Here is a 24,815-nt window from a genome sequence, read left to right on the forward strand (position 1 = left end):
CGCGGCCCCGTGGGAGTGACCGGCGCCCGACGATCACCCCCGGACAGTCACGGCCTCGCCCTCCGCATCTAGCTTACGACACGCCGGACCGGCCTTCCCATCCTACTGCGTCTTTCTCCTCCCCCTGAGGAGCCCGCGCAGCGGGCGTCTCGAAGGGCGAGGCCCGGGTGCCTGCGACGGCTCCGCGTTCGACGAACGCGCAAGCACGGACGAGACCAAAGCGCAGCGGCCTCATGGTTCGAGACGAGCGGCTGTGCCGCGCTCCTCACCATGAGGAGAGAGGCCGGGATCACGCGCAGTGCCGCTCGCCCCCTCACCCGCGCTGCATGCCCCAGCGGCGGACGGTGCGGGCTTCGATGGCGCGGAAGATGATGCCTTCGACGAACAGGCCGACCGCCATCACCGTCAGCAGACCGGCGAACACGGATGCCGTGTCCAGGGTGTTGCGGTTCTCGAAGATGTACCAGCCGAGGCCGCCCTGCCCGGACGACACGCCGAACACCAGTTCGGCCGCGATCAGCGTGCGCCAGGCAAACGCCCAGCCGATCTTGAGGCCGGCGAGGATCGCGGGAAACGCTGCGGGGATCAGCACCTTGAGCACGAGCCGCAGTCCGCCGAGGCCGAAGGTCCGCCCGGCCATGCGCTGGGTCTCCGACACCGAGAGGAAGCCGCTGTGCATGTTGAGCGCCACCGCCCACAGCACCGAATGCACGATCACGAACACCAGCGACGGCCGTCCCAGGCCGAACCACAGCAGCGCCAGCGGCAGCAGCGCGATCGCCGGCAGCGGATTGAACATCGCCGTCAGCGTCGACAGCAGGTCGGTGCCGATGCGCGTGGTCACCGCAAGGCTGGTGAACAGCGCAGCGATGACGAGGCCGATGGCGTAGCCCAGCACCAACGTCTGCAGCGTCACGAACAGGCGATCGGGAATGATGCCGGAGGCGATGCCGTTCGCCAGCGCCTCAATGGTATCGAGGAAGGTCGGAAAGGTCAGCGGCGAGCCGAGCCAGCGGCCGTACAGCTCCCACACCACCGCGAGCAGGACAAGGATCAGCCCGCGCCGCGCCAGAGTATTGTTGGCGAGGCGCTCCAGCGCCGACAACGGCTTCTCGACATCGCCGAGGCCTTGAGGGGGCGACACCTTGTACTCGTGCTCGGGTCGCACCGGCGGCATCAGCTTCAGGATCATCTCATTCATGACTGCCCCTCTCAGTGACCGACGCTCTTGTCTTCGAACAGCATCGCTGCGATGCGGCGTGTCAGCATCTGGAATTCGGCGCCATCCTGCTCGGCGACGCCGAGGTGGTGGCAATTGAGCTCCGCCCGCACCTGCCCGGGATGAGGCGACAGCACGACGATGCGCGAGCCGACGATGACCGCCTCCTCGATCGAGTGGGTGACGAACACCAGCGTGAAGCGCACGTCGTCCCACAGCTGCAGCAACTCCTCCTGCATCTTGCGGCGGGTCAGCGCGTCGAGCGCCGCATAAGGCTCGTCCATCAGCAGCACATCGGGCCGCATCGCCATGGCGCGGGCGATCGCGACGCGCTGCTTCATGCCGCCCGACAGCATGTGCGGGTAGACGTCAGTGAATTTTGTCAGGTTGACCTTGGCGATGGCGTCGCGCGCCCGCACCTCGGCCTCCTTGCGCGACACGCCGTTCTCCAGCATCGGGAATGCGACGTTCGCGAGCACGGTCTTCCAGGGAAACAGCTGGTCGAACTCCTGGAACACCATCATGCGGTCTGGCCCCGGCCCGGTAACCGGCTTGCCCTTGAGGCGGATCGACCCGGCCACCGGCTTGTGGAAGCCGGCGATCGACTTCAACAACGTCGACTTGCCGCAGCCCGACGGCCCCAGCAGCACCAGGCGGTCGCCGGCATGGATATCGAAGCCGACACGGTAGGTCGCGGTCACCAGATGATCCGGCGTCTTGTACTGCAGCGTCACGCCGTCGACCGCCAGCACCGGCGAAGCTGCCGGCGTCACCGTTGTCTCAGGCTCGTCCTCGATCCATCGCTGGGCCATCTGCATGCGTCCCTCCAAAGCGGCGCTCCCCGATCAGTTGCTCTTCATCTTCAGTTGCTCTTGGTCTGATGGATCGGCGCGGCGAACACGTCCTTGAAGCTCACCGGCACGGTCTTGATCAGCTTCGCGCGCGCCATGAAGTCGGCGGTCTGCTTGACGCCATAGACGGCGACACCGAAATCGTCCGGGTTGGCCTTGAGGATCGCGGTGACGCGGGCCTCGTCGAGCAGCTTCGACGGCTCGGTCTTGAGATACATGCTCGCCGCCATCGCCGGATCGTTGCGGATCAGGTCGCTCGCCTCGGCGATCGCACCGATCATGACGTCGGCCATCTTGGGGTTGGCGTCGAGATAGCGCCTGGTCGCCCCCAGCACCAGGAACGAGGCCCGGCCGCCGAATGCATCCTCGGTCGAGGCGACGGCATGGGCCTTGCCGCTGTCGATGGCGATCTGGGTGAACGGCGGCGAGGCGAAATACGCCTTCACCTCGGTGCCGCCGGACAGCATGGCGTTGAGCGCCTCGGGATGCGGCAGCGCCACGACCTGGGGTTTCAGCTTGTCCTGCTGGCCGGCGCCAAACACCTTCTCCGACACCATCTGCAGCGCGTACATCTGCGGCGACACCAGCGCCGGCATCGCGATCTTGTCGGTCGGCGCGAGTTCAGAGAGCGTCTTGACCTCGGGCTTGTTGGTGACGAGCACCAGCGGGCTGGAATTGACGCCGGCGATACCAAAAATCTGCTGCGGCGTGCCCTTCGCCTTGTCCCAGGCGAACAGCATCGCCGCGACGCCATAGGCGCCCATGTCCACCGAGCCGGACAGCACCGCGTCCTGCATCGCAGCTGAGCCGGAGATGCGCTGATACTCGGTCTTGACATCGAGGCCCGCGGCCTTGGCGTGCTTCTCGACGAGGTTGAGGTCGCGCATGATGAACATCGGCAGGAAGCCGATACCGAAGCCGATGCCGATCTTGACCTGCGTCTGCGCCAGGGCCGGCGTGGTGACGGTGGCTGCGAGAACAAAGGCCAGCAGTCTTGTCGCGAACGAACGCCGCATTCAGTGTCCCTCCAGATTATTGTTGTCGTGTTTTGTCGTCTGGTTATTTGCCGGCTGGTGCAAGCGGCATCGCCAGCAGCACGATGACCGGCCTGTTGGTGGTGTTCTTGAGCGCCCGCGCCTCGTTCGGCGCGATGCGGCAGGAATCGAAAGGCTTGAGCACCGTGTCGCCGTCCGCAGTCTCGATGGTCAGCTCGCCCTCGATCACAAAATAGAGTTTCTCGATCGGCGAGGCATCGAGCGAGGTGTGCCCGCCCGGCAGGATCTGGGACATGCCGAGCCACAAGGTGTCGGATGGTCCCGCCTCACGCCCCTGCAGCCGCAGGCAGCGCATGTCGTAGTGCTCGGGCGGATGGTAGGCCGGTGCCTCATTGAAGCGGGTGATATGCACAGCAGGATCCTGTTCGTCGGAACTGAAGAAAGGTCGAGCGGTTCAGAACATCCCGTCATCCTGAGGCGCGAGCGAAGCGAGCCTCGAAGGATGAACGGCCGAGGCGCTGCCGCCCGGGCCGTCGCCCTTCGAGGGCCATGCTCCGCATGGCCACCTCAGGGTGACGGCTTCCATATGGTGGCGCCGCGCATTTCCCCTCACGGCTTGAGCACGATGCGGTCGCGGGCCGAGCCGATGACGGCGAGATAGGCCGCCTTGGCATCGCTGAGCGGATAGATCGCCTCTTTCCGGATCGGGTACGGCTTGAGATGGCTGCTGGCGAAGCCGGCGACGGCCTCGCGCAGCACCGCGCCGCTCTCGACCGAGGAAAATGCCAGCGTGTCGACGCCGACATAAGTGTGCCGGCCGCGGTAGAACTCGAGGATGTTGAACTGCACGATCTTGTCGACCGCGGCGATCAGGATCTGGCGGCCGGCGAGCGCAAGCGCCTTGTGCGCGGCCTGGAAATAGGGATCGCCGACGGTGTTGAAGACGATGTCGGCGCCCTTGCCGCCGGTCATCTCGCGCACCCGCGCGGCGACGTCCTCGCGCGAGGCATCGATCATCTCGACCGGGCCGTTGGCATGCCCCTCATACGGCTCGCCACGCCGCGCCACGCCGATCACCCGCGCGCCGCGCCAGGTGGCGAGCTGCGCAGCAGCCTGCCCCACTTTGCCGTTGATGCCCATGATCAGCACGGTCTCCTGCGGCGTCGGCTGGCCCGTGCGGCGAAAGCCCTCGATCGCGGTGACAAAGGGCACGCCGATGCCGGCAGCCTCCGCCATCGACATGGTCTGCGGCTTCTCGACCAGCGCGCTCGCCTCCACCACGAGATGGCTGGCGTGGGTGCCGTCACGGCGGATGCCGAGGTCGCCGGAGGAGCCGAACACCTCTCGCCCGATCAGCGCCGCCGGACCGTCGACCACGACGCCGGCGAAGTCGCGGCCGGGCGTGCGCGGGAACACGGCATAGGGCATCAGGCCGGTGGCCGCCTTGACATCCGACGGATTGACCGCCGCCGCGTGGATCTCGACGAGCACATCGTCCGGGCCGCGCACGAGATCATGCTGCTCGATCACGGGCGCAATCGCGGAGGCCTCCGCCGCCTTGGCGTTGAGTCGGACGCAGGTCGCCGTCACGTGCAGCGGCTGGGCGGAGGCTTTGGCAGTCAGGGAATTCATTCTCTTCCTTTCAGGCGCGGGCGTCGGCGAGACGGGTCGGCAGGCCGATGATCTCTCGCGCCTCCCGCGGGGTAGCGATCTCGCCGCCGAGGTCCTCCACCATGCGGCGGGCCTTCTCGACCATGGCGGCGTTGGACGGCGCGAGTTCGCCGCGGTTGAGATACACCGCATCCTCCAGGCCGACGCGGACGTGTCCGCCGGCGAGATAGGACTGCGCCACCATGTGGAAGGCGGAGCGGCCGATACCGATTGCGGTGAACTGCGCATCCTGCGGCAGCAGGTTGCGGGCATAGATCACGGTCTCCGGCGACGGCTGGAAGCCGTAGCGCACGCCCATCACGAACGAGCACAGCACTGGCCCTTCGAGCGAGCCGTCCTTGAGCAGGTCGTGCATCAGCGCGATATCGCCGGAATCGAACAGCTCGACCTCCGGCTTGACGCCGGCCTCACGCATCACCTTGGCCATGCGGCGGACATTGCCGGGGGTGTTGATCACCACCTCCTTGCCGGAGTTCATGGTGTTGAGGTCGATGGTGCAGATCTCAGGCTTGAGCACGGCGATGTGATCGACGCGCTTCTCCGGCGCCATCAGCGTGGTGCCTGCTGCTGCGACCCGCGGCTCGTCCGGCGACGGCACGAAGCGGCCGCCGGGCCCCGTGGTGATGTTGAGGATGAGCTGGGTGTTCTTGGCGCGGATGCGCTCGACGACGTCACGGTAGTAGCCGAGCTCCATCGACGGCTTGCCGGTGGCGGGATCGCGGACATGGATGTGAACCACCGCGGCGCCCGCCTCCGCAGCGCCGAGGCAGGCGTCGGAGATCTGCTCCGGCGTGATCGGCAAGTGCGGCGTCTGCTCCGGCGTCGTCAGGTTGCCGGTGACGGCGCAGGTGATGAAGACCTTGTTGCGGGGGGCGCGCATCATCGTGTCTCCTCAGAGCGCCCGGCCGCCATCGACCAGGATGGTCGTGCCGGTCGAGAAGGTGAGATGAGTGGCACAGGACACGATCGCCGCGGCAACGTCGTCAGCGCTGGCGATGCGCTTGAGCGGAATGGTCGCGGCGGCCTTGGCGTTGAAGTCGGCGCCACGGCCCGGCACAAACTCGGTATCGACCACGCCCGGCGACACGCCGAGCACCCGCACCTGCGGCGCCAGCGCCCGCGCCAGCGACTTGGTCATGACGTCGATGCCGGCCTTGGTGGCGCAGTAGGCGATCGACGAGCCGTTGCCGGTGATGCCGGCGATCGATGACAGCGACACGATCAGGCCGTCGCCGGATGCCTTCAACAGCGGCGCGAAGGTGCGGATGACGGCGAACTGGCCGCGCCAGTTGACCTGGAACATGCGGTCGATGAGGTCATCGTCGAGCGCGTCGAGGTCGGCGTGCGGCACCGCCTTGGTGAAGCCGGCGGAATTGACAAGCACGTCGAGCCGGCCATAGTGCGCGGTGATCGCCTCGCGCAACGCCAGCAGCGTCGCGGTGTCAGTGACATCGGCGGGAAACGCCGCATGCCCCTCGCCCGCCAGCGCCGTCACCAGCACCGCCGCCTCGGCCGCCTTGTCGGCGCCGGGGCGATGGGTGATGGCGACGCGCGCACCGAGGTCGGCGAACTGGCGCGCCGCGGCAGCTCCAATGCCGCCGGCGCCGCCGACGATCAGCACGACCTTGTTCTTGACCGAAACGGGAAACGACATCGGCAGCCTCATTTGATCGGGGGAATGGGAAGCTTGGCTTCGCCCGCTTCCATCACGAAGGTGTAGTCGAGCGTGTACCAGGGCGCGGCCATGCCGGGTGCCGGCGGCGTGCCCTGGTCATGGCGGCGGTAGTCGCCGACGAGATGCCGCGTGACACCGAACACCGCATCGGTCGCGAGATACTTGTCGTCGTCGACGAACACCTGGGTGATCAGCGTCTTGAAGCCGTCCTTGTGGGCGAGGAAATGGATGTGCGCCGGCCGGTAGGGATGGCGGCGCTGCGCCCGTAGCAGATCGCCGACCGGGCCATCGGTCGGCACGGGATAGCCGGCGGGCTTGACCGAGCGGAAGGAGAAACGCCCCTCCGCATCCGTGATGAACTTGCCACGCAGGTTCATGTCGGCCTGCGCCTCGTCCTGATTTTCGTAGAGCCCGACCGGCGACGAATGCCAGACGTCGACCTCGGCGCCGGCGATCGGCGCGCCCTTGGCGTCCTTGAGCACGCAGGACACGAACAGCTCCGGCCCCGGTGTCGGCGATCGCACGATCGACGCGCCGTTCGCGGTCGCCGGCGAATGCATCCGCCAGAACGGCCCGAGCAATGCTGCAGCGGTTTCGGTCGCGCCATTGTCGCCGTTGTTCTGCAGGCACACCAGCGTCGAGAAGCCGATGGCGTCAGCGAACAGGATGCCTTCGTTGTGGCGGTCGTTGGTGGCCTGGCCGATGCGGTTGAGGAAGTCGATGCCGATGCCGTACTCGGCCTCGGTCAGCTTCACCTCGCGGGCGAAGGCGTGCATGTGGCGCACGAAGGCTTCGGCGATTTCTCGGACCCGTGCATTCGGGGCGCGCGCCATCGCCGCGATCACGGTGGGCGTGACATCATCGACGCCTTCGATGATCCGCCCTTCGGGGATATCCGTCGGCTGCGGTGGAGATGACGTCATGGCAACCTCCCTCGGCACCAAGTTCCGGCGCACGATTGCAATCGTTTGCATTCACTTGCCCGACTTATGCAATCGATTGCATAAAGTCAAGTGACCGATCATCAGGGATTGGGCGCAAAATCTGTGCGAAGATCAAGATAATTACACGCCAGGCGAGAATTCCTTTCAGCGCCCAATATCATCGCAGGTCGCGCCGCCGGCGCGTTCCGCATGCCGACCACGGGATGACAAGGCGTGATCAGGCCCGCAGCGGCAGCTGCTTCCGGAGCGATCCAGGCGTCAGAGCAAGGTCAGCCTTTCCCTCAGGCGACCAGCGGTGAAGTCGAGGAAGACCCGCATCTTGGATGGGAGCGCGCCACGGCCCGCGTGCATCAAGTGAATCGGGAGCCGGTCAACCTCAAAGTCTGCCAGGACGATGCGCAGCGCCCCGTCGCGCACAGCATCAGCGCACTGGTAGTGAAGCACACGAACCAGGCCAACGCCCTGCTCGGCAGCCCAGACCGCGGCCTCTGCGGTCGAGACAGACAGACGCGGCCGGATTGGCACGTCCACGCTTCCCGGCGCGTCCTTTCGGCGGAACGACCATGTCGAGGCTGGTGACAGGAAATCGAAATTGACGGTCGGCAGACCGGCCAGATCCTTGGGGTCCTTGGGATCGCCGTGCGCGGCGAGCAGTGTCGAACTGGCACACACAACCGTCCGCATCGAACCGACGCGCGTGGCCACCATGTTGCTGTCCGGCAGGTCGCCAATGCGCACCGCCATGTCGACGTGATCATCGAGCAGGTGAAGGTTACGATCAGCCAGCACCAGCCGGACGTTGATGTCCGGATAGGCGGTCAGAAACTCGGCGACGACCGGAAGAACGTACAGGCGGCCGAACAAGACAGGCGCCGTCACGACCAACTCGCCGCGCGGCGCATGGAATTCACCGGCGGCGAAGCGCTCGGTCTCATCAAGCTCATCGAGGATGCGCCTGGCTGAAGCCACATAGGCGGAGCCGGCATCGGTCAATGCGACCTTGCGGGTCGTGCGGGTCAGGAGCTTGGCACCCAGATGGGCCTCCAGCTCAGCCACCTTCCGGCTCACGGTCGCCAACGGCATGCCCAGGTTCCGGCTCGCGGCGGAGAAGCTTGCCGTGTCGACCACGCGCAGCAGGATGGTCATGGCCTCGAAACGATCCATGATTATTCCATAACTCGAGAACGTTATTTCAAAATATACCGGATTATCTCCTTTATTGGAACGGAATAGCTCTGACAGCGCACGAACCGCTCCGGCTTCGCGCCTGCAGAGGAGAAAACCATGTCCCGTCTGACCATCCCCACCCGCGACAATGTCCCAGAGGCCTCCAAACCGATCCTGGACGCTGTGCACAAGCAGCTGGGTGTCGTCCCCAACATGTTCCGCCTGATCGCCGCCAGCCCGGCCGCGTTGCAGGGGTTCACCGGCAACAACGGTGCGCTGGCCAGGACACTCGACGTCAAGACGCGCGAGCGGATCGCGCTGGCCGTCGCTCAGGTCAACCGTTGCGACTACTGTCTGTCGGCGCACAGCTATCTCGGCCTGAACCTGGCGAAGATCACGCCGGACGAAATCGCCCTCAACCGCAAAGGCCAATCCGGTGACGCCAAGGCGGATGCGGCGGTGCGCTTCGCCGTCAAGGTCGTTCGCGACCGCGGCCATGTCAGCGACGGCGATATCAAGGCGGTGCGCGACGCCGGCTTCTCTGACGGTCAGATCGTGGACATCATCGCCGTCACCGCCGAGAACATCTTCACGAACCTGCTCAACGTGGTCGCGCAGACCGACATCGACTTCCCGGTCGTCCACGCTGCCGAGGCCGCCTGACGCCAGGCGCGGGTTGGCGGGCCGTTTCGGCCGCCAGCCCGCTCCCCTCACGCGGAGGGGGCAACGTTCCAGGGCCGGCGCGACAGCTTCTACGTCGGACGCATCCCACGGCGCCGCGCAGCCGCTACACTAGCATGGGATCGCGTGCTTCGCCGCTGTTCGCCTCGCTCAAGGCCGCCCCGTGCGCGGTCGCAACCATGCCATGACGATCTCGCGTGGCGTTCGTCGGGAGCGTGGCAAACTGTGTCGTTGCGACGCCACCGTCGCGAACGCCATCGCCTGGTCGCTGGATTGTCGTTTGTCGCGCGCCAGCGACATCCATTCACGAATGATGCTGCGTCGTACGTTTGCCTTGGCCATTTGGATCTCCTTTCGAGGACAACGCGACGGACGATGCTCCGCCGCGGAAGCCGCCTCACGCTACGCCGCCTTTTGCAGCGGGCGGACCTGCTGTCTGCGCGCCGACAGGGCGCAACCGCAGTCGTGCACAATCCCCTGCTCGATCACGAAGCCGCGCTTCTCCAGCAGCGCGCGCAGGCCCTGGTTCGCGGCCGGCTTCTGGGCGTCGACCCACACCACCAGCACCGCGCGGGCACCGAGGAAATGCACCAGCCAGTCCAGCGTCGGCTCGAGCGCCCGCAGCGGGCGGCGACGCCAATCGACCAGCGCGACGTCGTACTGACCGGACGAGCGGCCGCAGTTGCCTGTCGCCGCCGCGCCCGGATAACCGCGCCGATGCAGCTCCAGCATCAACTCCATGCTCTTTGCGCCGGCGACAATGATGCGGTGCTGCGTCGAGCAGCCCGCTAGCGCGATCATCGGTTCGACAATCCTGTCGCCGGCGGCAACCTGAAGAGAGGACATGACATCACCTGTTCCTGTTCGCTCCCGCCTGTTCAGCCAGCCGCATCCTGGAAGAAAGCCTCCGCCAGCGGACCGCATGACGTCGCAGGTTGCTGGATAGCTTGTTCGCGAGAGCACCTGAATCGCAGTGAATATCAACCGTGCAGCATATAGTTTCGAGAGCACGGCAAGCCCAGTTGCATATGGGCCGCATAAGATCGGCAAGGAATCGCCGGCGTTGATGGTTCTGCCGCCGGGCCGGCACTTATGCCGCCTTTACGAAACGCAGCAGCGCGCCCTCTCGAATTCATATGCCTCCCCGCTCACCTTCGCTGCACACATTCGGTCTCTCGGCCAGAGAGAGCGAAGACGATCCGCGCAGCTTCCTGAGCGGTTCACGCGCGCGTTTGTGCAGGAGATCAAGATGACAGCCTATCAAGCCTATATCGTCGGGTCCCACAGCCGGTCCATCGGCGTGGTGCGGATGGATTGTGCGGACGATGACGCCGCCATCGAATCCGCCAGCCGTCTCGTCGACAACCACGATGTCGAGCTGTGGCAGATGGGGCGCCCGGTCGTCAGGTTCGAAGCCGCATCAAAGCAGATGTTCAGGAAGTAAGCAGACGCACCGCTCACGCTAAACCCGCCCCGGCGCCACCTCCCACGGCGGCCGCGGCGAAAAGCGCTGCACCAGGTCGTCCACCACCACGCGCACCTTGGGCGCAAGGTGCCGCGTGCGCGGCCACACCGCATGGATGGGAAAGCCGAGCGTCGCCACGCCCGGCATCACGTCGACCAGTTGGCCGGTACGCAGGTCGTCCGCGACCAGCCAGGTCGCCAGCAGCGCCAGCCCCTGCCCGGCGCGCGCCGCCTCGCGATTGGCCTCGCTGTGGTTGAACACATAACGGCCCGCGACCTGCTTGCTGATGGGTTTGCCGTCGGCACCGACGAACAGCCAGGGGTTGGTGCGGCCGTCGCGGCCGAACACGATGCAGGCATGGCGGTCGAGATCATCGATCGATCGCGGCGCGCCATGCGCGGCAACATAGGCCGGACTGGCGCACACCACCGACGCCTGCACGCCGAGCCGCCGCGCCACCAGCACTGCGCTGTCGCGGAGATCGCCGATGCGGATGACGAGATCGATGCCCTCCTCGATCGGATCGACCAGCCGATCGGAGAACGACACCTCCATCCGCAGTTCCGGATACGCAGCCCCGATGTCGAGCAGCGCCGGCAGCACCCAGCGTCGGCCGAACACATGCGGCAGGTCGATGCGCAGCCGACCGGACGGCGCGCGGCGCTGTGACGACACCGCGGCTTCCGCGCTCTCGAGCTCGGCGAGCGCGCGCACACAGCTGTCGTAGAACGCCTGGCCCTCGTCGGTGAGGCTGAAGTGCCGCGTGGTGCGCGCGATCAGCCGCACGCCGAGCTTCTCCTCCAGCCGCGCGACGCTCTTCGCCACCCCCGACTTGGTCAGGCCCATCCGGTCGGCGGCCAGCGTGAAGCTGCCGGCCTCGACCGCCTGGACGAAGGCGGTGATGCCCTTGAGGCGCTCGGGGGAGATCATGCGGGCCTCATTGGAGACAAATAGTCGACACTGATCGGATGATCTTGATATTTATTGCCAATCAGATCGTCAATATCCCATACCGGCCGGGCGCCGTCGCGCCGGCCGAGGACCCTGGATGTCGACGATCGATGGCTGCGCCCACCCGCCCCGCGCCGGCGCCGGCCGAACCGTGCCGGCGCTGCCGCTGGCGATCGGCGCCGGGCTCGGCGTTGCCAATGTCTATTACAGCCAGCCGATCCTGCATCTCGTGCAGCAGGCTTTTGTCGCCCGCCCCGACGCCGTCGGCTGGCTGCCGACCTGCACCCAGCTCGGCTATGTCGCCGGGCTCCTGCTGCTGGCGCCGCTCGGCGACCTCGTCGACCGCCGCCGCCTGATCGCGGCGAAGGCGCTGCTGCTCGCGCTCGCGCTCGCCGCCTCCGCGCTTGCCCCGGACCTGCCATCGCTCATCGCCGCCGGCATCGTGGTCGGACTGCTCGGCAGCGTCGGCCAGGATTTCGTGCCGCTCGCGGTGCAGCTTGCCCCCGCGGAGCGGCGCGGCCGCGTGGTCGGCGTCGTGATGTCCGGCTTCCTGATCGGCATCCTCTGCTCGCGCACCCTCGGTGGCATGGTGGCGCAGGCGTTCGACTGGCGCGCGGTGTTCGGCCTCGCCGCCGTGCTGATGGCCCTCACCGCTGCAGCCGCCTGGCGCGGCCTGCCGGCGCTGCCGCCGACCGTCACCGGCCGCTATGCCGACCTCGTCTTGAGCCTCGCACGGTTGGTGCGCCAGCACCGCACCTTGCGCACCGCGATGACGACGCAGGCGCTGCTTGCGAGCTCCCTCGGCGCGTTCTGGTCGACGCTGGCACTGGCGCTCGCAGGCCCACCGTTCGCGCTCGACGCCGGCCCCGCCGGGCTGTTCGGCCTCGCCGGCGCCGCCGGCGCACTGGCCGCGCCACTGTTCGGTCAGCTCGCCGATCGCTTCGGTCCGCGCCTCGCCATCCGCACCGGCTGCGCGCTGGTGATCGCGGCGTTCGCCGTGATGCTGGCGGCGCCAGCCTCGCTGATCGCGATCGGCGGCGGCGCGGCACTGTTCGATCTCGGCGTGATGGCGAGCATGATCTCGCACCAGACCCTGATCCATGGCCTCGACGACGCGGCGCGCAGCCGGCTCAACGGCCTCATCGTCACCGCCGCGATGGTCGGGGTCGCGGCCGGCACCGCGCTCGGCACCTGGAGTTTTGCGCATTTCGGCTGGCGCGGCGTGTGCACGGTCGGCGTGCTCGCCGGGGCGAGCGCGCTCGCCCGCAGCCTTGCCGACCGCCATCCCGCATGAGGCCATCGAAGGCCGAGGAGACCGCCATGGATGCACCTGGGATCGTGATCTTCTCGTTCCTGTCCCGCTCGGACGCGACGCCGCTGCACGAACGCCGGCGCTCGCCCGGCCACGTGCTTGACCGCAACGGTGACGTCATCGCCGACCCGGCGGCCGATCCCGCTGTGCATGCCTTCGGCAGTGACCCCAACCTCAACTTCGAGACCTGGGGCGATACCTGGCGCAAGGTGCATGGCGTGCGCTTCCTGCACAGCGACGACGCAGACGACCGCAGCCTCGACAAGCTGCTGCGCTACGACCAGATCCACCGCATCGCGGCCGGGCCATCGAGCCTGTCTCCACCGCCCTACCGGCCCCCGCTCGATGCCGACGGCCGGCTGTTCGCCGACGTCATCGGCCACCTGCCGCCCTACCGCCGCCCGGCATGGGACGGCGCCGCCTATCTCGTGTTCGCAAGCGTGGACGACATCGGCACGGTGCTCGGCAGCGAGCGCGTCCGCACCAAGATCCTGCCCGAGGACCGCACCCTGTTCCGGGAGATCGCGCCGCTGCTGGCGCGGCAATACGTCATCCTGCCGAGCGCGGGCGGGCGCGATGCGATCACCGTGATCCGGACCCATGTGCGGCGGGCGGATCTCGACCGCGCCACGTTCCAGACACGCTGGCTGCACGATCACGCCGATCGCGTGCTGGCGCAGCCGGACACGCAGCGCCTGGTGCGGCGCTACGTCCAACTGCACAACATCGCACCGCAGACGGACGGCGCACCGTTCTTCCACGCCGCCACCGCGCCGATCGACGGTATCAGCCTGATGGCCTTCGCCAGCATGACGGACGCGGAAGAGTTCCTGATTTCGGAAGCTTACCGCAGGATGACGGAGGCCGAGGCAGAGATCGCCTCACGCAACGGCTCCGACTATGTCACCGGCCTCAATTTCCATCTGCACGACGTGACCGGGCCGGAACGCGCCACCCATCGAAAGCTTACGACAGCCTGACATATCGTCACAGCCATCGATTTTGGACGGCTGTCAAATGCCCATGTGGCACCGCAACGCGCCATCAACATGACGCGGGACAACCGCTGTGCTCGGCCAATTTGGTCACCATGCATCGCAAGAACCCGATGCTGCGCCTTGTCATGCCGCCGCGGACAGGCCAGACTCCAGCGCGCACGGAGTCGCTTCCAGGATCGATGCCGCGCCATTGAACGACACGCCATTTCGATGATCGATATTCGTCGCTCGGGGCATTGCCCCGATCGGCCAAAATGATTGGGAGCACCGCGGCTCGTCCGGCGGTGTCGCTGCATGCGGGAACACGCCCCTCCGTCGGGCCGCCTGTTCGCGGACGATTTCGCCGTCAGCGGGCCGGCCGATGCAACACGGCTGCAAGCCAATGCCCCGCTCACCGGCGTCGGCGCGCTGCATGGCGGCGCCATCGCCGCGTTCGCACTGCTCGCCGCGCGGCGCGGCTGCTGCGGGGATCAACCGGCGCAGATCCCTTCCGCCGCGAGCTTCCACATCAACTTCCTGCGTGCCGGCCGCGGCGACCGGTTCAATGCGCAGACCACCTCGGCGCGACAGGTCAAGGAGCTCAACTTCTTCGACCTCAGCATCCGCGACGCCGGCGACCATGTCGTCGCCAGCGCCCACACCACCCTGTCCGCCAGATGCACCGACCTGCGCGCCGCCGATCCCTGGACCACGCCGCGATGCGACGGCGCCGAGTACGAGGCCGCCGGCCGCGCGCTGCCGTTCCTCAGAGATCGCGGCCTCAGCGTGCCCGGCGTCGATGTCGGGCTGCTGGAGATGTCGTTCGCGCCGGTTGCGCGCAACCTCGATGCCGACGGCGCGGTGCACGAGGCGGCCATGCTCACCCTGATCGACGCCGCCGGCTCGACCATCCCCTACACCGTGCGCCGGCCGAAATCCCACGGCGCGACGCTGTCGCTGTCAGCGCACTTCACCGGACATCGCCCCGCCTCCACCGTCCACGCCCGCGCCCGCATCCGCGATCACTCGGCGCAATATTTCTGGAGCGAGATCGACCTCGTCGATTCCAAGGCGACGCACTGCGGCTCGGCGACCCTGCTGTACCGGTTTGCGGACGAAAATTAGGCTGCGGCCTTGCCAGCACGTCACCATATCCTGTCGACGCCAATTGAACGACGGCAAGCGGCGGGTGACCGCCGCCGGCTGAGCACACGATCGTGATGCCCCTCCTCGCCCAAGGCCACCACGCCCGGAATAAAGAATATCCACAAGAGGTCTCTCACTTCAGCGTCGCGATCCTGTTTCGCGCCGAAGAAGGAAAGAAGAGATGTCCCACCAACAGATCTGTCACGTCGAAACGAGATCGGCTCAACGGCAGCGGGCGAGGATTTTGAGAATCGCACTGCCGCTTGTCATGGCCATCATTTCGAGCGCTGCCCCCCTGGGTTCCGCCGCACGCGCGGGAGAACATGCATGGTGCATCGTGGACGACATCGATACCCGATGCGATTACGCGACACGTCAGCAGTGTATGGCCACCGGTTCCGGGATTGGCGCCAGCTGCGTGCAGAACCCTCGCGTCTTTGTTGAAGTTCCGTCGCGCGCGGCTTACGCCAAATACAGATAGCGGGCCCCGTCGCGCCGACACGCTCGGCGGCACCTACGCCTGGCACGACGGCCGCTGCGCACCTATGGCGAGACGCTGGTGAAGACCCGCTTCAATAGCGGCGACAGCGTCGGCGGCACGGCCGGCCCGCGCGTGCGGTGGCAGGCCAAGGCGCTGGCCACACCCACGCCGGCCGTCGGCTCGTCTCCGGACGCTTGTCACACCCAACGCGTCTTTGCCGGGCTTGACCCGGCAATCCAACTTGCTCGCCGCACGATGGGAGTCCGTTAAGCTGGATCCATAGCAACTCGGCTACGCCGAGTTGCGTTTCTTCAATGACCCAAGTCGGAAACATCCGGCTTGGCATCCGACTTGGGTGTCTCGACGCGGAGCCTGTCATCGGGCCGCGCTTCGCGCGGAGCCGTTGGCGTCGGCCCGGTGATGACGCCAGCGAGCATCTTGCGCTCTGTTAGTGCCCTCAAGGCAAACCGAGGGAAGCCCCTCACGCCCGCTCCGGCTGCTGCCGCAGCAACAGCCCGATGCGCGACACCGCCTTCTCGATCGGCGACCAGAACAGCAGGAGGATCGCGAGCGTCGTGATGCTGCCGACGAGGCCGTTCGACCAGAACACGCCGACATTCCCGCCTGATCCGATCATCGCCAGGCGGAAGGCATCCTCGGCGCGGCTGCCGAGCACGAGGGCCAGCGTCAGCGGCGCCAAGGGAATGCCGATCTTCTTGAAGACGTAGCCGACGACGCCGAAGCCGAGCATCAGCCAGATGTCGAACATCGCGTTCTGGATGGCATAGGCGCCGATGGCGCAGGACACCACGATCATCGGCGCGACGGCGGCGAACGGCACCCGCAGGATGGCGGCGAAGATCGGCACGGTGCTCAGCACCAGCACGAGGCCGACGATGTTGCCGAGATACATCGAGGCGATCAGGCCCCACACAAAATCCTTTTGCTCGACGAACAGCAGCGGCCCGGGGTTGAGGCCCCACACCATCAGGCCGCCAAGCAGGATCGCCGCGGTGCCGGAGCCGGGAATGCCGAGCGCCAGCATCGGCAGCAGCGCCGCGGTGCCGGACGCATGCGCGGCGGTTTCAGGTGCGAACACGCCCTCGATGCGGCCCTTGCCAAAGCTGTCCTTGTCCTTGGAGAAGCGCTTGGCGAGGTTGTAGCCCATGAAGGATGCGGCAATCGCCCCACCCGGGGTGATGCCGAGCCAGCAGCCGATGGCGGACGAGCGCAGCAATGTCGCCGAGTATTTCGGCAGGTCACGCCACACCCGGAGCACGACACGCGGGCTGATCGCCGCGGCATGGCCGCGCAGCGCCAGGCGCTCTTCCATGGTCAGCAGGATCTCGCTGATGCCGAACAGGCCGATCACCGCCACCAGGAAGTTGATGCCACGCAGCAGATCGCTGGAGCCGAAGGTCATGCGCAGCGTACCGGACACGGTGTCCATGCCGATGCCGGAGATCAAGAGGCCGAGCGCCATGGAGATCACGGTCTTGTGCTTGTCCTCGCGGCCGAGCCCGACAAACGAGCAGAAGTTCAGCAGATAGACCGCGAAGAATTCCGGCGGCCCGAACCGCAGCGCGAACGAGGCGATGCTGGGCGCGAGAAACGTGATCAGCATCACCGCGACCAGCGAGCCGATGAACGACGAGGTGAAAGCCGCCGTCAGCGCCTCCGCCGCGCGGCCCTGCTGCGCCATCGGATAGCCGTCGAAAGTGGTCGCCACCGACCACGCTTCACCGGGGATGTTGAACAGGATCGAGGTGATGGCGCCGCCGAACAGCGCGCCCCAGTAGATGCTCGACAGCATTACGATGGCCGAGGTCGGGTCCATCGAGAACGTCAGCGGCAACAGGATCGCCACCCCGTTGGGGCCGCCCAGCCCCGGCAGCACGCCGACGAAGATGCCGAGCACGAGGCCGAGCAGCATCAAGGCGAGGATCTTCCAGGTCAGGAGAACGGCAAAGCCGTGAACCAGCAGCGACAGAGCTTCCATGATGCGCTCCCAGAGCGGAATTCAAATTGAGGCCTGAGACCCGTCATCCTGAGGTGCGAGCGAAGCGAGCCTCGAAGGATGGACGGCCGGTGCAGAGGCCGTCGCTCTTCGAGGGCCCCGCTGCGCGTGGCCACCTCAGGGTGACGGTATTGAAGCAGTTGCTCGTCTTGATCACGCTAATACCCCAGCAGCGCTTCGAGCGGCCCCTTCGGCATGATCACGTCGAATGCGATCTGGAAGGTGACGAGCATGATCAGCGAGAACGCAAGGCCGGTGACGACCGACACCCACCACGCAATCCTGCCGATCACGCGCATGAAGCCGGCGATCAGCAGGAAGCTCGCAACATAGAGGCCGAGCCACTGGGTCAGCAGGCAGAACGCGAAGGTCGGCGCGAACACCTGCAACACCCGGCGGAACTGATCGCGGGTGACGAAGGTCGTGTGGGCGGCGGCGCGGTCCCGCAGCGCGGCGGCGAGGCCGAAGGCGCCGGCGCCGAGCAGGATCAACGACAGGTAGAATGGAAAGTAGCCGGCCTGCGGCCCGTCGGCGGACCAGGCGATGCCGGTGCGCCAGTTGTCGAACGCCATCACCAGCGCCAGCGCCATCAGGCAGGCCATGGTGACGATCTCGACGCTGCGCTTGCTGGCGATCGCCGGCGAGTCGTCCGACGGCGCATCGGGGTCTTCGACGACGATTTCGGTGTCGGACTGCGACATGGCTGCTGCCCTCCTCTCGCGTGATCAGGAAAGCCGTCCGGCCCGCGGGCGGCGGTCGATCTCCTCATGGTGCGGAACGCGGCAGAACCGCGCGTCTCGAACCATCAGGTCGGTGCGCTTCAATCTGCGGCCTCATCCTTCGAGACGCCCGCTGCGCGGGCTCCTCAGGATGAGGGTTGAGGTTGGCGCTGGCCTAGCTCAATGAATGACGAGATGTCATAAGCTTTACCCCTGCATCAGTTGGCGACGAAGCCGGCCTCGGTCATCAGCTTCTTGTTGAGGGCATCGTCGTCCTCGAGGAAGCGCACCATGTCCCTGCCAGTGAGGAAGATCGGCTTGAGCGCCTGCTTCTCCATGTAATCCTTGTATTCAGCCGTCTGCGTCACCTTCTCGAACAGCTCGACATAGAAATCCTTCTGCTCGGAGGTGACCTTGCCGGGCAGGAAGATCGCACGCAGCATCAGGTACTGCACGTCGAGACCCTCCTCCTTGCAGGTCGGCACGTCGTTCCACGACAGGTCGCCAGCGACCTTGGCCCTGTAGGAGATACGCTCCTTGTCGAACACGCAGAGAGCCCGCACTTGTCCGGCGCGCCACACCTCGAGATTTTCCGACGGGTTGTTGACGTTGGACTCGGTGTGGTTGCCGACGAGCTGCGTCGCCGCCTCACCGCCGGACTTGTAGGGCAGATAGGCGAATTTCGCCCCGGTCTGCTTCTCGATGAAGGCGGTCAGCACATGATCCTCGCGCTTGGAGCCGGTGCCCCCCATCTTGAACGGCGCGGGCGCGGCCTTCGCCGCCTCGACGAAATCCTTGACCGACTTGTAGGGCTTTGACGCGCTCGACCACAGCACGAACTGGTCGAGCGCGATGACCGACACCGGGGTCAGCTCGCGCCAGTTGAACGGAATTTTTGCCGACAGCGGCAGCATGTAGATCAGCGAATAGGCGATCAACAGCTTGTTGGCATCGCCGTCGCTCGATTTCATGTAGATCAGCGCTTCCGCACCCGACGCGCCGCCCTTGAGCGACACCACGGTCGGCTGCTTCATCAGGTTGTTCTTCTGGATCGCGGCCTGCATCATCCGCGCCATCTGATCCGAGGCGCCGCCGGCGCCCGCCGCCACCACAATCTCGACCGGCTTGGTCGGCTCCCAGGCGCGCGCCGCCGGCAGGCCGGCGATGAGGATCGCGCCCGCGGCGATCGCCTTCACGAAAGCTTGCATCGTTTCTCTCCCATTGTCTTGTCAGCCGGTTGTCCGGTCTTGGTCGGCAAGATTGTCAGGTCAGTTGTCGTCGCCGGACGTCAGTCCACTCCATTGTCGATCGATCAGGAAGATGGGCGCGACGCGTCAGTCCGCCGCACTGCCGAGCAGCGAAGCCATCGCCGCGGTGACGCCACCGGGGTTATGCGGCACACGGGCGCGCGCCAGCCCCATCTCGACGCCGGCGAGCGTGCCCATCAGCATCAGGTCGTTGAAATGGCCGAGGTGGCCGATGCGGAACACCTTGCCCTTCACTTTGGAGAGGCCGGCGCCGAGCGACATGTCGAAGTGGTCGAGCGTAACCTGGCGGAAATGATCGGCATCATGCCCCTGCGGCATCACCACCGCGGTGAGGATCGGCGAGTGCTCCGCCTCGTTGAGGCAGAGGATCTCGAGCCCCCAGGCCCGCACCGCGGCGCGTGCGGCGGCGGCATGGCGCAGGTGACGGGCGAACACGTTGTCGAGCCCCTCCTCCTGCAGCATGGTGATCGCCTCTTTCAGGCCGTACAGCAGGTTGGTCGCCGGCGTATAAGGCCAGCCGCCGCTGACATTGCTGGCGATGATCTCGTTCCAGTCCCAGTACGAGCGCGGCATGGTGTTGCTCTTGGCCGCCGCCAGCGCCTTGTCGGAGACGGCGTTGAAACCGAGCCCCGGCGGCAGCATCAGCCCTTTCTGCGAGCACGACACGGTAACGTCGACGCCCCAGGCGTCGTGTTCATAGGAGATCGAGCCCAGCGACGAGATGGTGTCGACCATGAACAGCGCGGGATGCGCGGCACGGTCGATGGCCTTGCGGATCTCGGCGATGCGGCTGGTGACGCCGGTCGAGGTCTCGTTGTGCACCACCATCACCGCCTTGATGGCATGGCCACGGTCCTCGCGCAGGCGCGCCTCGATCGCCTCCGGGCTCGCGCCATGGCGCCAGTCGCCGGGCAGGAATTCGACCTCGATCCGAAAACGCCGCGCCAGCGCGCACCACAGCGTGGCGAAATGGCCGGTCTCGGCCATCAGCACCTTGTCGCCGGGCGACAGCGTGTTGACGATCGCCGCCTCCCACGCGCCCGTGCCGGACGATGGATAGATGATGACGGGCTTTTCAGTGCGGAACACCGTCTTGCAGCCCTCCAGCACCTCGCGGCCGAGCTGGGCGAATTCGGGACCGCGATGATCGATGGTCGGCATGTCCATCGCCCGCAGCACCCGGTCGGGCACGTTGGTCGGCCCGGGGATCTGCAGGAAGTGGCGCCCGGTGTGGACGGGGGCATTGGTGGACATCGATCGCTCCCTGGATATTTTCCTTGGATTATTTTGAATTCAAAATTCTAATATCAGTCTCGAAACTGAAAATCAATCGTATCCATTTTTAGCTTCATGACAAGCCGATTGTCGGCTAAGGTGCGTTTTATTCGTCGCGCCGCGCCCTTTCCACCGGGAGATGCGAGGCCGCGCACAAGGGAGAGAGACGTGAGCAGCCTGTCCGCCGTCGGCCTGAAGCTGGTCGAAAATCCGCCCGCCTCCCTGCATGCAGATCTTCTCAGCCAGCTCCGGGACTTCATCGTCGAAGGTCATCTCGCGCCCGGCGCTCGCATTCCCGAACGCGACCTGTGCGAGCGCTTCAGCATCTCGCGCACCCCGCTGCGCGAAGCCTTGAAAGTGCTGGCCGCCGAGGGCCTGATCGAACTGCTGCCGAACCGCGGCGCGCGGGTGCGCCAGTTCACAGAAGCCGACATTCGCAGCCTGTTCGAGATGATCTCGGGCCTCGATTTCGTCGCCGGCCGCCTCGCCTGCGAGCGCATTTCCGACGACGGCATCGCCGCGATCGAGCGCATGCACATGGAGATGTACGGCCATTACCTGCGCCGCGAGCTTGCCGACTATTTCCGCCTCAACCAGAAGATCCACCAGGCGATCGTGGATGCGGCAGGCAACCCGATCCTCAGCGCCAACTACGCCAATCTGAATGCAATCGTGCGGCGGCTGCGCTACTCGGCAAACCTCGTGCACCGCGACCGCCTCGGCGACGCCATGCGCGAGCACGAGGGCATCGTCGACGCCCTGCGCCGCCGCGCCGGCGACGAGCTCAGCCTCCTGATGTTCGAGCACATGCGGCGCAAATGCGACGCCGTCTGCGAGCACCTCGCCGACCAGCAACCCGCTGATACAGCAAACGAAAATACACTGTCGGCGGAAGCTGACGATTTTTGAATGCAAAATAGATCTCACAATGCAACGCAACTGCATGCGGATTTCAGGGCGAATTCGAGGTTTGTAATGGCCATGCAGCAGGAAACCGCCCACGCAGACAGCCCCGACGCCCCGCCCCTGGCGCGGCGCCTTCGGCGCGAGGTCCAGGGCGAGGTGTTCAGCGACGCCTTCAACCGCGGCCGCTACGCCACCGACGCATCGTTCTACCAGATCATGCCGGCCGCGGTGGTGGTGCCCCACACCACCGACGACGCGCTGCGCACGCTCGCCATCGCGCGCGAGGAAGGGCTGACTGTGACGCCGCGCGGCGGCGGCACCTCGCAATGCGGCCAGACCATCAACACCGGCGTCGTGGTCGACGTCTCCAAACACCTCAACCGCATCCTGACGCTCGACGTCGACAACCGCCGCTGCGTGGTCGAGCCCGGCATCGTGCTCGACGACCTCAACCGCCAGCTCAAGCGCCATGGCCTGTGGTTTCCAGTCGACGTCTCCACGGCATCGCGCGCCACCATCGGCGGCATGGCCGGCAACAACTCCTGCGGCGGCCGCTCGCTGCGCTACGGCACCATGCGCGACAACACACTGTCGCTGGAGGCGGCGCTCGCCGACGGCACCGTGCTGCCGTTCGGGCCGGTCGCGCGCGATGCCGCCACGCGCAACGCCGACGAGCCGGGCGTGGCGCTGACCCGCGACATGCTGGCGCTCGGCGCGCGCGAAGCCACGGAGATCGCCGAGCGTTTTCCCAGCGTGCAGCGCCGCGTCGGCGGCTACAACCTCGACGCCCTCGTGCCATCAGGCGCGCCCAACAACATGGCCCACTTATTGGTCGGCTCCGAGGGCACCCTCGCCTTCACCACCAAGGTCGAGCTCAAGCTGTGGCCGCTGATCCGCAACAAGGTGCTCGGCGTCTGCCATTTCGGCAGCTTCTATGAGGCGATGGACGCCACCCAGCATCTCGTCAAGCTCAAGCCCATTGCGGTCGAGCTGGTCGACCGCACCATGATCGGGCTGGGGCGCGACATCGCCATGTTCCGCCCGACCATCGAGGCGGCGGTTCGCGGCGATCCCGATGCGCTGCTGGTGGTCGAGTTTGCCGAAGAAGACCAGGACGAGAACCTGCGGCGGCTGAAACAACTGTCCGAGCTGATGGCCGATCTCGGCTTCAGCTGGAACGCGCCGCAGCGGCGCTGGGGCGGCGTGGTCGAGGTGATCGAGCCGGCGCTGCAGGCCAGCATCGCCGATTTCCGCGCCGCCGGGCTCAATGTCATGATGTCGATGAAGCAGGACGGCAAGCCGGTGTCGTTCGTCGAGGACTGCGCGGTGCCGCTGCCGCACCTCGCCGAATACACCGACCGCCTCAACGGCATCTTCGCCAGGCACGGCACACGACCGACCATGTACGCGCACGCCTCCGAAGGCTGCCTGCATGTCCGCCCGGTGCTCAATCTCAAGCTCGACACCGACGTCAAGGCCATGCGCGCGATCGCCGAGGAGGCGTTCGCCATGGTGCGCGAGTTCAAGGGCTCGCACTCCGGCGAGCATGGCGACGGCATCGTGCGCTCCGAATTTCATGAGACGATGTTCGGCACGCGGCTGGTCAAGGCGTTCGGCGAGGTCAAGCACCGCTTCGACCCCGGCGCCACCCTCAACCCCGGCAAGATCGTCGACGCGCCGCGGATGGACGACCGCAGCCTGTTCCGCTACCCGCCAGACTATCGCGTCGCCGACTTCAAGACGGCGTTCGACTGGTCGGCCTATCCCGGCGCCGCCGGCGGCTTCCAGGGCGCCGTCGAGATGTGCAACAACAACGGCGCCTGCCGCAAGCTCGAGGGCGGCGTGATGTGCCCGTCCTATCGGGCGACACGCAACGAGCGCGACGTCACCCGTGGCCGCGCCAACACGCTGCGGCTCGCGATCTCCGGCCAGCTCGGGCCCGATGCGCTGGCGTCCGACGCCATGGCGGAGACGATGAAGCTGTGCGTCTCCTGCAAGGCGTGCCGGCGCGAGTGCCCGACCGGCGTCGACATGGCGAAGATGAAGATCGAGGTGCTGGCGGCGCGGGCGCAAAGCAAGGGATTGTCGCTGCGCGACCGCCTGATCGGCTACCTGCCGCGCTATGCGCCATGGGCGGCACGGCTCGCGCCGCTGCTCAACCTGCGCAACGACAGCGCGCTGCTGCGCCGGCTCGGTGAACGCCTCATCGGCTTCAGCGCCCGGCGCGACCTGCCCCGCTGGCGCAGCGACGTGTTCGCGCCACCCGCCGATGCGGTCGGCCCCGCGGATGGCCCCGAGGTGGTGTTGTTCGCTGATACCTTCAACCGCATCTATGAGCGGGAGAACCTCGACGCCGCGCTGAAGGTGCTGGTCGCCGCCGGCCGCCGCGTCCACCTGCCGCACCCGCGAGATGGCGCGCGGCCGTTGTGCTGCGGCCGCACTTTCCTGTCAGCGGGCCTCGTCGATGAAGCCCGCGCTGAGCTCGACCGCGTGGTGGCGACGCTCGCCCCGTTCGTCGCGCGCGGCGTGCCGGTGGTCGGCCTCGAGCCGAGCTGTCTGCTGACGCTGCGTGACGAACTGCTGTCGCTGCGGCGGGACGACGATGCCCGGCGCATCGCCGACCACGCCCTGACCTTCGAGGAGTATCTCGCCCGCGAGGCCAAGGCCGGCCGCCTGCAGCTGCCGCTGGGCGCGATCGAAAGCAAGGCCGTGGTCCATGGCCACTGCCACCAGAAGGCGTTCGACGCCCTCAAGCCGGTCGAGCAGGTGCTGCGGCTGATCCCCGATCTCGCCATCGAGACCATCGAGTCCAGCTGCTGCGGCATGGCCGGCGCGTTCGGCTACGGCACGGAAACCTACGACGCTTCGATCGAGATGGCGGAAGCAGCGCTGCTGCCGGCGGTGCGCAAGGCCGCACCCGACACCGTGCTGGTCGCCGACGGCACCTCCTGCCGCCACCAGATCAAGGATGGTACGGACCGCGAGGCCCTGCACGTCGCGCGCGTGCTGGCCCGCAGCCTCGACAGGGGCGCCATGTCTCCACCCCATTGAAACCCCATTCCCAGTTCTGCAAAATCCCCCTTCCCACGACCGTA

The 24,815-nt window shown here is 66.6% G+C and carries 24 protein-coding genes; 8 read left to right on the forward strand and 16 right to left on the reverse strand.

Annotated elements, in window-relative coordinates; translation table 11 throughout:
- Nucleotides 1–313: 313 nt before the first annotated feature.
- The 9 genes from AB4Z37_RS12295 to AB4Z37_RS12335 form a co-directional block, all read right to left on the reverse strand.
- Nucleotides 314–1,177 (reverse strand): ABC transporter permease, encoded by an 864-nt coding sequence (locus tag AB4Z37_RS12295; protein WP_441517054.1) that lies wholly within the window; start codon nucleotides 1,175–1,177, stop codon nucleotides 314–316.
- A gap of 35 nt (nucleotides 1,178–1,212) precedes the next feature.
- Nucleotides 1,213–2,031 carry an ABC transporter ATP-binding protein gene (locus AB4Z37_RS12300; protein ID WP_441517055.1) on the reverse strand — a complete coding sequence of 273 codons (819 nt, stop codon included), beginning with the start codon at nucleotides 2,029–2,031 and terminating at the stop codon, nucleotides 1,213–1,215.
- Nucleotides 2,032–2,081: 50 nt separating this feature from the next.
- A complete protein-coding gene (locus AB4Z37_RS12305; RefSeq protein ID WP_441517009.1) occupies nucleotides 2,082–3,086 on the reverse strand; it encodes an ABC transporter substrate-binding protein in 1,005 nt (334 codons plus the stop codon).
- 43 nt (nucleotides 3,087–3,129) lie between these two features.
- Nucleotides 3,130–3,477 carry a cupin domain-containing protein gene (locus AB4Z37_RS12310; protein WP_441517010.1) on the reverse strand — a complete coding sequence of 116 codons (348 nt, stop codon included), beginning with the start codon at nucleotides 3,475–3,477 and terminating at the stop codon, nucleotides 3,130–3,132.
- Nucleotides 3,478–3,674: 197 nt separating this feature from the next.
- Nucleotides 3,675–4,697: a quinone oxidoreductase family protein gene (locus AB4Z37_RS12315; RefSeq protein WP_441517011.1), complete on the reverse strand. Its 1,023-nt coding sequence runs from the start codon at nucleotides 4,695–4,697 to the stop codon at nucleotides 3,675–3,677.
- A gap of 10 nt (nucleotides 4,698–4,707) precedes the next feature.
- A complete protein-coding gene (locus AB4Z37_RS12320) occupies nucleotides 4,708–5,616 on the reverse strand; it encodes a 3-keto-5-aminohexanoate cleavage protein (protein ID WP_441517056.1) in 909 nt (302 codons plus the stop codon).
- Nucleotides 5,617–5,628: 12 nt separating this feature from the next.
- The gene (locus AB4Z37_RS12325) at nucleotides 5,629–6,390 is read right to left on the reverse strand and encodes an SDR family NAD(P)-dependent oxidoreductase (RefSeq protein ID WP_441517012.1); all 762 of its coding nucleotides are present in this window, start codon (nucleotides 6,388–6,390) and stop codon (nucleotides 5,629–5,631) included.
- Nucleotides 6,391–6,398: 8 nt separating this feature from the next.
- Nucleotides 6,399–7,244, reverse strand: coding sequence for a dioxygenase family protein (locus AB4Z37_RS12330; RefSeq protein WP_441517057.1), 846 nt, complete (start codon nucleotides 7,242–7,244; stop codon nucleotides 6,399–6,401).
- 369 nt (nucleotides 7,245–7,613) lie between these two features.
- Complete coding sequence (locus tag AB4Z37_RS12335) at nucleotides 7,614–8,519, reverse strand: LysR family transcriptional regulator (protein ID WP_441517013.1); 906 nt, start codon at nucleotides 8,517–8,519, stop codon at nucleotides 7,614–7,616.
- 120 nt (nucleotides 8,520–8,639) lie between these two features.
- On the opposite strand from AB4Z37_RS12335, the gene AB4Z37_RS12340 reads away from it, so the two are divergent.
- Entirely contained in the window at nucleotides 8,640–9,185 is a 546-nt protein-coding gene (locus tag AB4Z37_RS12340; protein WP_441517014.1) for a carboxymuconolactone decarboxylase family protein, read from the forward strand.
- A 168-nt stretch (nucleotides 9,186–9,353) separates the two neighbouring features.
- Here AB4Z37_RS12340 and AB4Z37_RS12345 read toward each other — a convergent pair whose 3' ends face one another.
- Together AB4Z37_RS12345 and AB4Z37_RS12350 are read right to left on the reverse strand one after the other, a co-directional pair.
- On the reverse strand, nucleotides 9,354–9,545 hold the full coding sequence (locus AB4Z37_RS12345; RefSeq protein WP_441517015.1) for a hypothetical protein: 192 nt from the start codon (nucleotides 9,543–9,545) through the stop codon (nucleotides 9,354–9,356).
- A 60-nt stretch (nucleotides 9,546–9,605) separates the two neighbouring features.
- On the reverse strand, nucleotides 9,606–10,004 hold the full coding sequence (locus AB4Z37_RS12350) for a hypothetical protein (protein ID WP_441517016.1): 399 nt from the start codon (nucleotides 10,002–10,004) through the stop codon (nucleotides 9,606–9,608).
- Between the two features lie 448 nt (nucleotides 10,005–10,452).
- On the opposite strand from AB4Z37_RS12350, the gene AB4Z37_RS12355 reads away from it, so the two are divergent.
- Nucleotides 10,453–10,647 carry a hypothetical protein gene (locus AB4Z37_RS12355; protein WP_441517017.1) on the forward strand — a complete coding sequence of 65 codons (195 nt, stop codon included), beginning with the start codon at nucleotides 10,453–10,455 and terminating at the stop codon, nucleotides 10,645–10,647.
- A gap of 18 nt (nucleotides 10,648–10,665) precedes the next feature.
- On the opposite strand, the gene AB4Z37_RS12360 is transcribed toward AB4Z37_RS12355, so the two are convergent.
- Nucleotides 10,666–11,598 carry a LysR substrate-binding domain-containing protein gene (locus AB4Z37_RS12360; RefSeq protein WP_441517018.1) on the reverse strand — a complete coding sequence of 311 codons (933 nt, stop codon included), beginning with the start codon at nucleotides 11,596–11,598 and terminating at the stop codon, nucleotides 10,666–10,668.
- A 118-nt stretch (nucleotides 11,599–11,716) separates the two neighbouring features.
- Between AB4Z37_RS12360 and AB4Z37_RS12365 the strand changes: the two genes are divergently transcribed.
- From AB4Z37_RS12365 to AB4Z37_RS12380, 4 genes are all read left to right on the forward strand, one after another.
- Nucleotides 11,717–12,913: an MFS transporter gene (locus tag AB4Z37_RS12365; protein ID WP_441517019.1), complete on the forward strand. Its 1,197-nt coding sequence runs from the start codon at nucleotides 11,717–11,719 to the stop codon at nucleotides 12,911–12,913.
- A gap of 26 nt (nucleotides 12,914–12,939) precedes the next feature.
- Complete coding sequence (locus AB4Z37_RS12370) at nucleotides 12,940–13,911, forward strand: EthD domain-containing protein (RefSeq protein ID WP_441517020.1); 972 nt, start codon at nucleotides 12,940–12,942, stop codon at nucleotides 13,909–13,911.
- Nucleotides 13,912–14,223: 312 nt separating this feature from the next.
- On the forward strand, nucleotides 14,224–15,033 hold the full coding sequence (locus tag AB4Z37_RS12375) for a PaaI family thioesterase (protein WP_441517021.1): 810 nt from the start codon (nucleotides 14,224–14,226) through the stop codon (nucleotides 15,031–15,033).
- A gap of 289 nt (nucleotides 15,034–15,322) precedes the next feature.
- A complete protein-coding gene (locus tag AB4Z37_RS12380; RefSeq protein WP_441517058.1) occupies nucleotides 15,323–15,535 on the forward strand; it encodes a DUF3551 domain-containing protein in 213 nt (70 codons plus the stop codon).
- Between the two features lie 481 nt (nucleotides 15,536–16,016).
- Here the strand turns inward: AB4Z37_RS12380 and AB4Z37_RS12385 are convergent, their stop codons facing one another.
- The 4 genes from AB4Z37_RS12385 to AB4Z37_RS12400 form a co-directional block, all read right to left on the reverse strand.
- A complete protein-coding gene (locus tag AB4Z37_RS12385; protein WP_441517022.1) occupies nucleotides 16,017–17,534 on the reverse strand; it encodes a tripartite tricarboxylate transporter permease in 1,518 nt (505 codons plus the stop codon).
- Between the two features lie 176 nt (nucleotides 17,535–17,710).
- The gene (locus AB4Z37_RS12390; RefSeq protein WP_441517023.1) at nucleotides 17,711–18,253 is read right to left on the reverse strand and encodes a tripartite tricarboxylate transporter TctB family protein; all 543 of its coding nucleotides are present in this window, start codon (nucleotides 18,251–18,253) and stop codon (nucleotides 17,711–17,713) included.
- A gap of 236 nt (nucleotides 18,254–18,489) precedes the next feature.
- On the reverse strand, nucleotides 18,490–19,479 hold the full coding sequence (locus tag AB4Z37_RS12395) for a tripartite tricarboxylate transporter substrate binding protein (RefSeq protein ID WP_441517024.1): 990 nt from the start codon (nucleotides 19,477–19,479) through the stop codon (nucleotides 18,490–18,492).
- 126 nt (nucleotides 19,480–19,605) lie between these two features.
- Entirely contained in the window at nucleotides 19,606–20,793 is a 1,188-nt protein-coding gene (locus tag AB4Z37_RS12400) for a pyridoxal-phosphate-dependent aminotransferase family protein (protein ID WP_441517025.1), read from the reverse strand.
- 189 nt (nucleotides 20,794–20,982) lie between these two features.
- On the opposite strand from AB4Z37_RS12400, the gene AB4Z37_RS12405 reads away from it, so the two are divergent.
- Complete coding sequence (locus AB4Z37_RS12405) at nucleotides 20,983–21,723, forward strand: GntR family transcriptional regulator (protein WP_441517026.1); 741 nt, start codon at nucleotides 20,983–20,985, stop codon at nucleotides 21,721–21,723.
- 66 nt (nucleotides 21,724–21,789) lie between these two features.
- Nucleotides 21,790–24,771: an FAD-binding and (Fe-S)-binding domain-containing protein gene (locus AB4Z37_RS12410; RefSeq protein WP_441517027.1), complete on the forward strand. Its 2,982-nt coding sequence runs from the start codon at nucleotides 21,790–21,792 to the stop codon at nucleotides 24,769–24,771.
- Nucleotides 24,772–24,815: the final 44 nt, after the last annotated feature.

Origin of the sequence: Bradyrhizobium sp. 2TAF24, from assembly GCF_052115025.1 — a bacterium.
Lineage (GTDB): Bacteria > Pseudomonadota > Alphaproteobacteria > Rhizobiales > Xanthobacteraceae > Bradyrhizobium_A.

Excerpts from the sequence above, each read along its gene's own strand:
- AB4Z37_RS12295 (WP_441517054.1), bottom strand. The coding sequence starts at position 1,177 with ATGCCGCCGGTGCGACCCGAGCACGAGTACAAGGTGTCGCCCCCTCAA.
- AB4Z37_RS12300 (WP_441517055.1), bottom strand. The coding sequence starts at position 2,031 with ATGGCCCAGCGATGGATCGAGGACGAGCCTGAGACAACGGTGACGCCG.
- AB4Z37_RS12305 (WP_441517009.1), bottom strand. The coding sequence starts at position 3,086 with ATGCGGCGTTCGTTCGCGACAAGACTGCTGGCCTTTGTTCTCGCAGCC.
- AB4Z37_RS12315 (WP_441517011.1), bottom strand. The coding sequence starts at position 4,697 with ATGAATTCCCTGACTGCCAAAGCCTCCGCCCAGCCGCTGCACGTGACG.
- AB4Z37_RS12320 (WP_441517056.1), bottom strand. The coding sequence starts at position 5,616 with ATGCGCGCCCCCCGCAACAAGGTCTTCATCACCTGCGCCGTCACCGGC.
- AB4Z37_RS12325 (WP_441517012.1), bottom strand. The coding sequence starts at position 6,390 with ATGTCGTTTCCCGTTTCGGTCAAGAACAAGGTCGTGCTGATCGTCGGC.
- AB4Z37_RS12330 (WP_441517057.1), bottom strand. The coding sequence starts at position 7,244 with ATGGCGCGCGCCCCGAATGCACGGGTCCGAGAAATCGCCGAAGCCTTC.
- AB4Z37_RS12335 (WP_441517013.1), bottom strand. The coding sequence starts at position 8,519 with ATGGATCGTTTCGAGGCCATGACCATCCTGCTGCGCGTGGTCGACACG.
- AB4Z37_RS12340 (WP_441517014.1), top strand. The coding sequence starts at position 8,640 with ATGTCCCGTCTGACCATCCCCACCCGCGACAATGTCCCAGAGGCCTCC.
- AB4Z37_RS12345 (WP_441517015.1), bottom strand. The coding sequence starts at position 9,545 with ATGGCCAAGGCAAACGTACGACGCAGCATCATTCGTGAATGGATGTCG.
- AB4Z37_RS12350 (WP_441517016.1), bottom strand. The coding sequence starts at position 10,004 with ATGATCGCGCTAGCGGGCTGCTCGACGCAGCACCGCATCATTGTCGCC.
- AB4Z37_RS12355 (WP_441517017.1), top strand. The coding sequence starts at position 10,453 with ATGACAGCCTATCAAGCCTATATCGTCGGGTCCCACAGCCGGTCCATC.
- AB4Z37_RS12360 (WP_441517018.1), bottom strand. The coding sequence starts at position 11,598 with ATGATCTCCCCCGAGCGCCTCAAGGGCATCACCGCCTTCGTCCAGGCG.
- AB4Z37_RS12365 (WP_441517019.1), top strand. The coding sequence starts at position 11,717 with ATGTCGACGATCGATGGCTGCGCCCACCCGCCCCGCGCCGGCGCCGGC.
- AB4Z37_RS12370 (WP_441517020.1), top strand. The coding sequence starts at position 12,940 with ATGGATGCACCTGGGATCGTGATCTTCTCGTTCCTGTCCCGCTCGGAC.
- AB4Z37_RS12375 (WP_441517021.1), top strand. The coding sequence starts at position 14,224 with ATGCGGGAACACGCCCCTCCGTCGGGCCGCCTGTTCGCGGACGATTTC.
- AB4Z37_RS12380 (WP_441517058.1), top strand. The coding sequence starts at position 15,323 with ATGGCCATCATTTCGAGCGCTGCCCCCCTGGGTTCCGCCGCACGCGCG.
- AB4Z37_RS12385 (WP_441517022.1), bottom strand. The coding sequence starts at position 17,534 with ATGGAAGCTCTGTCGCTGCTGGTTCACGGCTTTGCCGTTCTCCTGACC.
- AB4Z37_RS12390 (WP_441517023.1), bottom strand. The coding sequence starts at position 18,253 with ATGTCGCAGTCCGACACCGAAATCGTCGTCGAAGACCCCGATGCGCCG.
- AB4Z37_RS12395 (WP_441517024.1), bottom strand. The coding sequence starts at position 19,479 with ATGCAAGCTTTCGTGAAGGCGATCGCCGCGGGCGCGATCCTCATCGCC.
- AB4Z37_RS12400 (WP_441517025.1), bottom strand. The coding sequence starts at position 20,793 with ATGTCCACCAATGCCCCCGTCCACACCGGGCGCCACTTCCTGCAGATC.
- AB4Z37_RS12410 (WP_441517027.1), top strand. The coding sequence starts at position 21,790 with ATGGCCATGCAGCAGGAAACCGCCCACGCAGACAGCCCCGACGCCCCG.